The sequence below is a fragment of the Bradyrhizobium sp. USDA 4449 genome (assembly GCF_054056275.1).
Map to the genome: position 1 here is coordinate 4,776,193 of NZ_JBSRYD010000001.1, position 11,149 is coordinate 4,787,341.

10 protein-coding genes and 1 pseudogene are annotated in these 11,149 nt (G+C 61.4%); 9 read left to right on the top strand and 2 right to left on the bottom strand.

The window, feature by feature from the left end; all coding sequences use genetic code 11:
• Positions 1-792 precede the first annotated feature (792 nt).
• The 5 genes from ACVIIW_RS22200 (at position 793) to rarD (ending at position 5,641) form a co-directional block, all read left to right on the top strand.
• Entirely contained in the window at positions 793-1,083 is a 291-nt protein-coding gene (locus ACVIIW_RS22200; protein WP_456702674.1) for a hypothetical protein, read from the top strand.
• A complete protein-coding gene (locus ACVIIW_RS22205) occupies positions 1,080-1,919 on the top strand; it encodes a sugar phosphate isomerase/epimerase family protein (protein ID WP_456702675.1) in 840 nt (279 codons plus the stop codon). Before ACVIIW_RS22200 ends, ACVIIW_RS22205 begins: the two co-directional genes overlap by 4 nt.
• Before the next feature lie 160 nt (positions 1,920-2,079).
• A complete protein-coding gene (locus tag ACVIIW_RS22210) occupies positions 2,080-3,834 on the top strand; it encodes an FAD-dependent oxidoreductase (protein WP_456702676.1) in 1,755 nt (584 codons plus the stop codon).
• Positions 3,835-3,862: 28 nt separating this feature from the next.
• Positions 3,863-4,696, top strand: a complete 834-nt coding sequence (locus tag ACVIIW_RS22215; protein ID WP_456702677.1) for an aldo/keto reductase — start codon at positions 3,863-3,865, stop codon at positions 4,694-4,696.
• 57 nt (positions 4,697-4,753) lie between these two features.
• Positions 4,754-5,641, top strand: coding sequence for an EamA family transporter RarD (gene rarD / locus ACVIIW_RS22220; protein ID WP_456702678.1), 888 nt, complete (start codon positions 4,754-4,756; stop codon positions 5,639-5,641).
• Positions 5,642-5,803: 162 nt separating this feature from the next.
• On the opposite strand, the gene ACVIIW_RS22225 is transcribed toward rarD, so the two are convergent.
• Positions 5,804-6,487, bottom strand: a complete 684-nt coding sequence (locus ACVIIW_RS22225) for a TetR/AcrR family transcriptional regulator (protein ID WP_456702679.1) — start codon at positions 6,485-6,487, stop codon at positions 5,804-5,806.
• A 208-nt stretch (positions 6,488-6,695) separates the two neighbouring features.
• Here ACVIIW_RS22225 and ACVIIW_RS22230 point away from each other — a divergent pair, with 208 nt between their 5' ends.
• The 4 genes and pseudogenes from ACVIIW_RS22230 to ACVIIW_RS22245 all read left to right on the top strand — a co-directional run.
• A complete protein-coding gene (locus ACVIIW_RS22230; protein ID WP_456702680.1) occupies positions 6,696-7,589 on the top strand; it encodes an NAD(P)/FAD-dependent oxidoreductase in 894 nt (297 codons plus the stop codon).
• Between the two features lie 8 nt (positions 7,590-7,597).
• Positions 7,598-8,383 (top strand): SDR family NAD(P)-dependent oxidoreductase, encoded by a 786-nt coding sequence (locus ACVIIW_RS22235; RefSeq protein WP_456702681.1) that lies wholly within the window; start codon positions 7,598-7,600, stop codon positions 8,381-8,383.
• A 190-nt stretch (positions 8,384-8,573) separates the two neighbouring features.
• Positions 8,574-9,446, top strand: a complete 873-nt coding sequence (locus tag ACVIIW_RS22240; RefSeq protein WP_456702682.1) for a class I SAM-dependent methyltransferase — start codon at positions 8,574-8,576, stop codon at positions 9,444-9,446.
• A gap of 29 nt (positions 9,447-9,475) precedes the next feature.
• Positions 9,476-9,595, top strand: a pseudogene (locus ACVIIW_RS22245) (efflux RND transporter periplasmic adaptor subunit); the annotation flags it as partial.
• Between the two features lie 229 nt (positions 9,596-9,824).
• Here ACVIIW_RS22245 and frc read toward each other — a convergent pair.
• Positions 9,825-11,102, bottom strand: a complete 1,278-nt coding sequence (gene frc / locus ACVIIW_RS22250) for a formyl-CoA transferase (RefSeq protein ID WP_456702683.1) — start codon at positions 11,100-11,102, stop codon at positions 9,825-9,827.
• Positions 11,103-11,149 lie beyond the last annotated feature (47 nt).

Here is an 11,149-nt window from a genome sequence, read left to right on the forward strand (position 1 = left end):
GGGGTCACCGTGCTCGCGGAAGTCTTGCCATCGTCCGCATTGTAGTTCCTGCCCGACGACTTCCTGGCGCCGGCGCATGCATGTCGATGAAGAGGGAGATGCCGACCGTCTTCCGGCCGCGCAGCGCCGGATCGGAAATCTCGCCGCAATCAAAATCCCTTCCAGCTCTGTTAGTCCGGTAGAAGCAAAGCAGCCCGTAGCGCCCGCAAGACGCCGTCAATCGAGCGCCTCAACGGCGAGATCAAGCCCCGCGGCGAGCCTTCGGGGTCTTCCCAACGGGGATGCCATCGTCCGGTTCATCGGCGCGATGCTGCTCGATCAGGATACACCCGCTACACCACGCCGACACAACCGGTTATTGACATTGACGCACTTAAAAATTGCATATCACACATAGGCAATTAAGAGTTGCATCTGTCCGCCGTGCCCGCTATAGGGCGGTAGTGACAGAGGGAAGCAAGCGTGAAGCAGCATTGGAGACAGAACCAAAGAAGCAACCGGGAAAAATGCGCGTGGCTTTTGCGGGGTGCGCTTGATGCGGAACGTCGGAGATCTTCAGGAAATCTCGGCCGATGTCCCGTGTCGCTCGCCTGTGAAGAGAGCGGTGAAAGCCGGTGCAGGGCGCACGGACTGATGAGTTCGCCGTTCAAGTGAGCCGATGGGCCATCAACATGTGGGATGCCGCGGCATGACCATGCTGACCCGTGATCCTAACTATCGTTGCCGCTGGTTTTCGGCTGAGAGGATCGTCGCATCTTTTGGTTGTGTTCCTGAGTTCCTCTGGGGCATCGGATGATCCGCGATCTGCTGGCGTCTCGTGAGTTCATCGTTTCGCAGGACTGGCCGAAGAGTTTGGCGCGGACCTTCCCGGCACTCTCCAGACGCGAGCAGCCCTCAGTCGCCCGGGGCACGATCGCGGACGATCTCCGGTCGCATGGCCTGCCGCGACAGCAATTTCGAACCCCGCTGGAGCCGAAAGCGACGCGCGTCTCGATGGACGATCCCGCGATCGACCTGCCTGATTTGCAGATGAGCGAGCGTGGCCTGCGTGGTCAAGCGACGCGCGGGGGAAGGTCACCATGAGCAATCCCTATTCATTGGCGCACCTGACGGCTTTGGGACTTCCTCCACCCCAGTTGATCGAGGCCGCAAGCGATGCCGGTTACCAATATGTGGGCCTGCGGCTCAACCGGACGACACCCAACGAGCCATTGTACGATCTGCTTCATGATCCGAAGCTCATGAGGGAAACAAAGGCGAGCCTCGCCAATTCCGGGTTGGAGGTCTGGGACATCGAGGCGGCCCGCATGGATCCACCACGTGATCATCTGCACTATCGGGAGTTTCTCGAAGCCGGTGCCGAACTCGGAGCTCGGTACATCCTCGCCCAGTTGCCAGATCCCGAAAAGAATCGCGCGATTGACCGGTTTGGGTCCTTATGTGAGATGGCCAAGCCGCTCAATCTGAATGTTAGTCTCGAGTTCGTGTCGTGGACGGAGACGCCGGGTCTCGTCGATGCCGCTTATATCGTGCGCGAGGCCAATCGTCCTAACGCCAGTATCTTGCTCGACACGCTGCACTTCGATCGTTCTTGCTCGAGCCTGGAGCTTCTAAGGGCGCTCCCGCCCGAATGGTTCAAGTGGGCTCACGTTTGCGACGCTCCGGCGCATCATCCGCCTGATCCCGAAGGGGTGATCTATGCGGCGCGGTGTGAAAGACTTGTTCCCGGTGAAGGAGGAATAGACATAAAGCGTATCCTCGCCTGCTTGCCGGACGACATCGTATACGCTCTCGAGATACCCAACGACGCCTCCGTGTCGAAAATCGGATTTCGCGAACATGCTCGCCGGGCAATAGGTGAAACCAGATTTCATTTGGAAGACGATCGAGTCTCCAAAAAGTTCGATGCAAGACGGTAGTGCAAACACTCGGTGCTGAGCTCAGTCATGTCGCTGCATCTGCAATCGCAATCGAACCGACGTCGAGCCGATGCAGATCAAGCGTACACCCTGACGTTGACAGGCATCTGCGGACCTCTGCCATGCGGAGTGACGGCTATGGCGGTAAAGGGTGCAACACATGAACCATGAACGAATACTCGAATGCGACGTGCTTGTGCTCGGCTCCGGCGCGAGCGGCTTGTCGGCGGCGGTCACTGCCGCAACGCATGGCCTGCGTGTGATAGTGATGGAGAAGGAAGAGGTTTTCGGTGGAACGAGCGCGTGGTCGGGAGGCTGGATGTGGATTCCTCGCAATCCGCTGGCGAGGCGTGCCGGCGTCCGGGAAGAGATTGATGCGCCACTGACGTACCTGAAAAGTGAATTAGGGACACAATTCGATGCCGCTAAGGCGACCACGCTGCTTGAACGTGGCCCCGAAATGGTTGATTTCTTCGAGCGTCACACCTCAGTGCGCTTCGTCGAAGGCAATATTCCGGATTTCCATCCGACACCTGGTGCCGCGGCAGGGGGGCGGTCGGTTTGTGCCATGCCATTCGACGCGCGCGAACTTGGCCCATTGCTCGACAAGCTACGCGAACCCTTATCGGTCATTACGATCAAGGGCATGGGGATTGCGGCCGGCCAAGACATCACACATTTCTATCGAGCGACGCGCTCGATAGAGTCCGCGCTCTACGTAGCTCGCCGGCTGCTCGCATTTGCTTGGCATAAGCTCCGGTACGGACGTTCGATGCACCTCGTCAATGGCAACGCGCTGGTCGCCCGCCTGCTGAAATCGGCGGTCGATCGCGAAGTCGACTTGCGCACTCGTGCGCGCGCCGTTGCCTTGCTGAGGAATGATCGCCGCGTGACGGGAGCCATTGTCGAAGTCGCCGGTACCAGGCATGAGGTGCGCGCGACGCGCGGCGTCGTGCTTGCCTGTGGTGGCTATCCACACGACGTAGAAAGAAGGGCTCAGACGTTTGCCTATACACCCTCTGGTCTCGACCATTGGTCTGCGGCTCCGCGCACAAATACCGGAGACGGCATCCGTCTTGGGGAGGCCGTCGGGGGGCGCTTCAACAATACACTTGACGCGCCTGCCGCGTGGGCGCCCGTTTCGCTGGTTCCTCAGCGCGGGGGCGCGGATATCGTCTTTCCCCACTTGCTCGACCGTGCAAAGCCTGGCGTGATTGCGGTGACGCGCGCCGGCAGACGTTTTGTCAACGAAGCCGCGTCATATCGAGACTTTGTCTCCGCGCTGCTGGCAAGCACGCCATCCGGCGAAGAGGTGTGCGCCTGGCTGATCTGCGATCATCGTTTCCAGCGACGCTACGGTCTCGGCTTCTCCAAGCCATTTCCGTTTCCCGTAGGCCCATATCGGCGCTCGGGATATCTCGTGCAGGCCGCGAGCTTGAGCGAACTCGCGATGAAATGCCACATCGACCCGCAAGCGTTGAAGAACACCGTAGAAAGCTACAACACGCATGCCAAGGAAGGCACTGATCCCCAATTCCACAAAGGCTCTACAGTCTATAACCGCGCGCAGGGAGATGCCGAACATCAGCCGAATCCCTGCCTCGCCCCGATCGAAGAGAGTCCGTTTTACGCGGTTAAACTGTTGCCCGGGAGTCTCGGCACGTTCGCGGGATTGGCGACCGACATCGACGCGCGGGTGCTCGATGAGAACAATTGCGCTATTCCCGGCCTGTACGCGGTAGGCAACGACAGCGCCAGCATGATGGGCGGCTTTTATCCGAGCGGCGGCATAACTCTGGGTCCCGCAATGACGTTCGGATACCTCGCGGGGCTCGCGCTTGCCCGTAGAAATGGGGCGCCGCAGCGCGATTTCTTCGCAGCTAAAGACAAAGCGGCTGCCGACAGCCCAGTTTGATTTCGAGAGCTAAGTGGAAAGACGAACCATGAACAATACTGTCATCAAATCCCGCCAGCTGAACATGCCGAAACTCGGCTTGGGGACGTGGCCAATGGTCGGCGAAGAATGCACCCGGGCCGTGCTTCAGGCGCTCGAGCTCGGATACCGTCACGTGGACACTGCGGCGGCCTACCAAAACGAAGATGCGGTGGGCCGAGCGCTCGTCGAAACCGACGTGCCGCGCGAAAACATCCATGTGACAAGCAAGGTCTGGTGGGACAAGTTGGCCCCGGACGACATGCGTCAGTCGTTTGACAACACGCTCCGGGCGTTGCGGAGCGAGTACGTAGATCTGTTTCTGATTCACTGGCCGGGAAAAGGTGGCGACCTGGCGCGCTCGATCGAGACGCTGGTCTCGCTCAAAGAGCAGGGGCGCGCGCGCAACATCGGCGTGGCAAACTTTCCCCTGCCATTGCTGCGCCAGGTCGTGGAGGGGATGGGGGCTCCCTTGGCCGCCATCCAGGTCGAGTATCACGTCACATTGGGCCAGAGAAACTTGCTTCAATTCGCTCGTGACCATGAAATGGCATTGACCGCCTATAGTCCGCTCATGCGCAACAAAGCGCACGAAATACCTGAGCTTGTTCGCATCGCTGAGAAGCACGGGGTGCTTCCGACCCAGGTGGCCCTCAAATGGCTGCTCGATCAACCGAATGTTGCCGCGATTCCCAAAGCCAGCAGCAGGAAAAACCAGTCGAGCAATCTGGCGTCCTTCGACGTGCAACTCGCCGATGAGGATCGCGCATTGATTGCGACCTTGCCGAAGGATCAACGGGTGGTTAGTCCGGAGTACGCACCGCAGTGGGACCCGCCGGTCTGATCGCGGTTCCGAGGACGCCTCGGCAGCAGGCCGCCGTCAATCTCGCAGTCGGGTACGATGAATTTGGGATTTCTTTACGCGCTGATCGCCTTCACGATTTGGGGGCTTTTTCCGTTCTATTTCAGGTTGCTGAAGGTCGTCCCACCTCTCGAAGTGCTTGCGCACCGGATGGTATGGTCGCTTGTCTTCGTAGCCGTTGCGCTTGCGATACGTCGCGACACGCGTTGGCTCGTCACTGCGCTTCGCGAGCCAGGCAATTTGGTGCGTTTCGGAGCGTGCGCTGGGCTGCTGTCTGCGAATTGGGGCTTATATATCTGGGCGGTCAACAGCGGCCGCATCGTCGAGGCGAGCCTTGGATACTTCATCAATCCACTCGTCAGCGTGCTATTCGGGTTCGCGTTCTTGCACGAGCGTCTGCGGCCTCTGCAATGGGGGGCAATCGCATTCGCAGTAGGGGGCGTTCTGTGGCTTACGTGGGAAAATAGTGCGCTGCCATGGATCAGCCTGGTGCTCGGGGTCACGTTCGGTGCATATGGCCTGTTGCGCAAGACCGCGAAACTCGGTCCCCTCGATGGGCTGGCATTGGAAATCACGCTGCTCTTTCCTGCCGCGTTTTTCTATTTGTTATGGCTCGCAGCGCACGGCGACAGCCATTTCGGCAGCGTGCATCCCGGCCTGCAGCTGCTGCTGGCCGGAGCCGGTCCCGTGACGGCGGTACCACTGTTGCTGTTCGCGGCGGGAGCACGTCGCATCCCGCTGTCAACACTGGGGATCATGCAATACATAACGCCTACGCTGCAGCTGCTCCTGGGCGTATTTGCTTATGATGAGCCGTTCGGTCGTGTGCAGCTGATCGGCTATGGTGCGATCTGGATCGCGCTCATGTTGTACTCGGTCGAAAGTCTGTGGCCTCGGGAAGCGAAGGTGGAGGCGAGGGCGCACTGATCCTGAAGGGTGGGGCGATCAGCCTCGGAAGCACGTTCTGCAAGGCACAGGTTGTTCACGCCGGGCATGTCCAGTTTGTAAGCAGGACGAAGGCGGACATCAGGACGTGGACTCATTACGGCTGTCTGCCTTGACCTGCTGGCCGACTAGGTGACGCACGATTCAAATTTTGTTTTTTGACCTTGAGGCAGGCAAATCTCCGCCCACTTGGTCGTTGTCACGGTGCGCGGCGATGAACATGGCGACGGCCGACCGGCAATAGGATTCGATTTCGTTGTCGTCCTCTGCTTTCGCCTGATCGAAGCGTGCGATCATCAGGAGATCGGATCCTTTGAAAAGCGCGGCGAACAATCGGGCGGACCGGAGAGGATCGGGCACGTTCAGAACCGCCTTCGCGTGCAACTGACGCAACAGGGCCTCGATTTCGGCGATGACATGGGCGGGGCCGGCTTCGAAATGGAGCTTGCTTAACGCGTTTTGACTCGTCTTGTCAGCCATGACCATGGCTTCGAGGCTGCGGACGTCTGATCTCAACAGCGTGCGAAGCAGTGATGATCCCACCGCCACGAGCTGATCTTCGACCGAACCGTCTACGCCTTCAAGAAGGGGCTGTGGTGCAAACAACTGATGGCAGCCGGCCGCCATGGCCGCGCTGAACAGCGCCTCCTTGTTCTCGAAGTGCCTGTAGATGCTGAGCTTGGATATCTTCGCTCGCTGGGCGACCTTGTCCAATGTCGTCGCTTGAAAACCCAACTCCACAAAGAGCTCGCGCGCGGCGTCGATGATGGTTTGGCCAAGCGCCTCGTTGGCGGGCCGGCCGCGCCGGCCCTGGCTGTTTTCGGTCACGGAAATTCCAGTACTTGACAGTATCCTAATTCTTGAATTATGATACCATGAAGTATCTGAAATGTGCAAGCCAGGGGGAGGGTGACTCCTTCGATGCAAAGACGAGCCCTGCTGAAGTTGGCTGCGCTTTCCCATCGACCTCGCCCGCGCTCAGGCCACCGCCAAGCCCAACTCGTCTCCCTCCATCCACAACACGGAGCCCATCACCATGGATGACGTCATCATCATCGGCGGCAGCTTTGCCGGTCTCGCCGGCGCCCTTCAGCTCGGCCGCGCCCGCCGCAAGGTCACCGTTCTCGATACCGGTCTGCCACGCAACCGCTTCGCCGGCCACTCGCATGGACTGCTCGGCCACGATCACAAGCCGCCGCTGGACATCCTGGCGGAGGCGCGGCGGCAGTTGGCGCGTTATCCCGCGATCAAGCTTTTCAGTGCCCGGGCCGACAGCGTCTCCGGCGCCATCGACAATTTCTCTGTCCTTACTGGCGATGGTGAAAGCCTTCCGGCGCGTCGTCTGATCCTGAGCTATGGAGTAGCCGACCAGATGCCTGATGTTCCGGGCTACGCCGAAAGCTGGGGCACGTCCATCGTGCCATGCCCCTATTGCGACGGCTTTGAAGTCGCCGGCCAGCATTGGGGCCTCGTCTGGTCCGGCCCGCAGTCGCACAATCAGGTCAGGCTGTTCCACGATTGGACCGACAAGTTGACGCTCTTCGCCGATGGTCATGACATTCCGGCTGATATCCAGGCCGATCTGGCGCGCCGCAACACACCGCTCGTCGATGGCCGGATCATCGAGATCGCCCATCACGCGGGCCATATAGCGACCGTCAATCTCGATACCGGCCGCAAAGTCGCGGTCGACATCCTGTTCGCCAATCCGCGCAACAAGCCGTCCGCAAGCCTGCATGAATCACTGGGCCTTGCCACCGTGGCTACGGCCGCTGGCATCGTCCTCAAAGTCGACGAGCGCCGTCAAACCAGCACGCCCGGCATCTACGCCGCCGGCGACCTCACCACGCCCTTCTTGCCCTCGGTCACGCAGGCATCATCGCAGGGCGCGATGGCGGGTATCTTTGTCCAGCAGTCGATGGTGGTTTGAGAGGACCAATGAACAGCTTCGCAGGAAAATGGGCCCTGATCACTGGGGCGTCGAGTGGCCTCGGCCTCGACTTCGCAGATCTCCTGGCTGCGCAGAAAGTCAATCTCGTATTGGCGGCCCGAAGGCGGGAGTCGATGGAAAAGCTTGCCGCCGATCTTCGCCGCAAATACGGGGTGGATGTGCTGGTCGAGGCGATCGATCTTGCCGCGCCGGGCGCGGCCAGCCACTTGAAAAGCAGTCTCGATGCGAGGTCGGTGACGATCGACATCTTGCTGAACAGTGCCGGATACGGCTTGCACGGCGCTTTGTTGGACATGCCAATCGAGCGCACGACGGACATGATCCAGCTCAACATCACGACGCTTACAGAGCTGACCTACCTGTTCGGCCGTGACATGGCCGCGCGGCGATCTGGACATATCCTTCTCGTCGCCAGCCTCATGGCCTTCCAAGCCGTTCCAAGCTACGCGGCCTATGCGGCGACCAAGGCGTATGTCCTAGCCCTTGGCGAGGCCCTGCACGACGAACTCCGCTCGCATGGTGTGGTTGTTACCACTCTCTGCCCGGGGCACACCGCGACGGGCTTCGATGCGGTTGCCGGTGCAGCCACAACCGCCTTGCTGCGCCTCCTCACCATGAAGCCTCGTCCGGTCGCCGCGAGTGGTATCGCGGCGCTCTCAGAAGGAAGGGCGATAGTGATCCCGGGCCTGGCGAACAAGATGGCAGCCTTTTCTAATCGCCTGACGCCGCGATCAATGCAAAGGGCCACGTTGAAAAGAATAGTGAACGCTTAACTCCTGGAGCGCTGGCGCGGCTCATCGAAAAAAGCGCGGGTTCTGAAGGCCAAAAGATGCAGACGGGCGTCGGTCCGGACCTGATCGTTCCTCCAGCGGAGAATGGATCGATTCATCCCGTTCGCCCTCGCTACTCGTTAAAGACGATGCGCGCTTTGGCATCGGACAGCTTAGAGAACAAGGATATGTCATGGCGCAGCAAAATGCCGATGGTCCCGATTGGAATGGCCAAAGCGGGGAGCGCTGGATCGTCCACCAGGCCCAGCTCGACGCCAGGCTGGCGGTGTTCGGCGAGGCCGCGATCGAAGCCGCCGCGCCCGCGGCGGGCGAGCGCGTGCTGGACGTCGGCTGCGGCGCGGGCACGTCAAGCCTGGCTCTGGCCGTCCGCGTCGGCGCGGGGGGCCAAGTGCTGGGCGTGGACATATCCGAGCCACTGATCGCCCGAGCGCGCGCGATTGCGCCACCGGATATGCCGGTCGTGTTCCGCGTGGCCGACGCCAGCAGCGCCGAGCTGCCAGAGGGGGCGTTCGACATTTTGTTCTCGCGTTTCGGGGTGATGTTCTTCGGCGATCCGACGGGGGCGTTTGTCCATATGCGCCGCGCGCTCAAGCCGGGCGGGCGGGTCGCTTTCGTCTGCTGGCGCGGCGCGGCCGAGAACGATTGGATGCGCCTGCCGATGGGCGCGATTAAGGGCATCGTCCCGGCGACCGCGCCGCCCGATCCCGAAACGCCCGGCCCGTTCTCGTTCGGAGACCGGGGGCGGGTGGCGCGCATCCTGACGGGGGCCGGCTTCAACGATATCGCTATCGCGCCCTTCGATGCTTCCGTTCCGTTTGGCGAGGGCGCGATGCGGGACGCGGCGATCGACGACGCGGTGAAGATGACGTTCGAGGTCGGCCCGCTGTCGCGCGCGCTTGTTGATCAGCCCGACGACATCCGCGCCCGCGCCTCGGCCGCGGTTCGTGCCGCCTTCGCGGACTGCCCCGGCGAGCGGTCGGTGATGATCGACGGCGCGACGTGGATCGTCACGGCGCGCAATCCCGCGCAAGCTGATAGCGATTAGCAGGGGGAGACGCCGCCTCGCTGGCGTTGATGGCCGCTGCGCTGGCCGGGTGCAAGGATACCGTGGCGCAAAAAGCCGAACCGCCCCGGTCGGTTGTGGTTGCGACCGCGCATTTTGACGCCCAGACCCCAGAGCGCATCACAGCTGGTTAATGAGTACACAGCCTGGCCTTTTTCGAGTGATGGCATCATGCCCCTGTTTTGCCCGACGCGTCAACCGATAATTCGAAAAATACGAAGTTGCATTTGGCGCGGGGGGCTACGGTGCATGGGGTTGTTTTCGGGTTTTGGTGTGAGCCCGTGGCCGGACGGTCTCATCGCACGCAAAAAAGGGCCGCCCGGAAGGCGGCCCTTTCGTCTCGCTCGAAGCGGCTCCGCGTTACTCGGCGGCCTGCTTCTGCGGCGGGTCGAGTGCGCCTGACTTGTGGATATCGGCGACCTGGTGGTCGCTGAAGCCGAGCACGCTGCGCAGGATCTCGTCGGTGTGCTCGCCGAGCAGCGGAGAGCGGGTGACCTCGGCCGGGCTATCCGACAGCTTGATCGGGTTGCCGACCGAGATGTACTTGCCGCGGGTGGGGTGATCGACCTCGACCACCGTGCCGGTCGCGCGCAGCGACTGGTCCTCGGCGATCTCCTTCATCGACAGAATCGGGCCGCACGGGATGTCGTCCTTGTTGAGGATCTCCATCGCCTCGAACTTCGTCTTCGTCATCGTCCACTGTTCGATGCGGGCGAAGATCTCGTTCAGGCGCGGCAGGCGCGCCGCCGGCTTGGCATAATTCGGATCGGTCTTCCAGGTCGGCTCGCCGATCACGTCGCAGATCTTCTCCCAGACCGGCGCCTGGGTGATGAAGTAAATGTAGGCGTTGGGATCGGTCTCCCAGCCTTTGCACTTCAGGATGCGGCCGGGCTGGCCGCCGCCGGAATCATTGCCGGCGCGCGGCACGGCATCGCCGAACGGAATGCCTTCGCCGAACTGGCTGTACTCCTTAAGCGGGCCGTGGGCGAGGCGCTGCTGGTCGCGCAGCTTGACGCGGGCGAGGTTGAGCACGCCGTCCTGCATCGCAGCCGTGACGCGCTGGCCCTTGCCCGAATGCGTGCGCTGATAGAGCGCGGTGACGATGCCGAGCGCCAGATGCAGGCCGGTGCCGCTGTCGCCGATCTGCGCGCCCGTGACGAGCGGAAGGCCATCGCGGAAGCCGGTGGTGGAGGCGGCGCCGCCGGTGCATTGCGCGACGTTCTCATAGACCTTGCAGTCTTCGTACGGTCCCGGGCCGAAGCCCTTGATCGACGCCACGATCATCTTCGGGTTGATCGCCTGGATCTTCTCCCAGGGGAAGCCCATGCGGTCGAGCACGCCCGGGCCGAAGTTCTCGACCAGCACGTCGCACTTCTTGATCAGCTCGGTCAGGACTTCCTTGCCCTTGGGGTTCTTGGTGTCGAGCGTGATCGAGCGCTTGTTGTGGTTGAGCATGGTGAAATACAGGCTGTCCACGTTCGGGATGTCCTGCAGCTGGCCGCGGGTGATGTCACCCACGCCCGGGCGTTCCACCTTGATCACGTCGGCGCCGAACCATGCCAGCAGCTGCGTGCAGGTCGGTCCTGACTGGACGTGCGTGAAGTCGAGAATGCGAACGCCCTCGAGCGCCTTGGTCATGATGTTGCTCCGTACTCTGTCTGCCCCTGCAAACCACAGGGAATAAG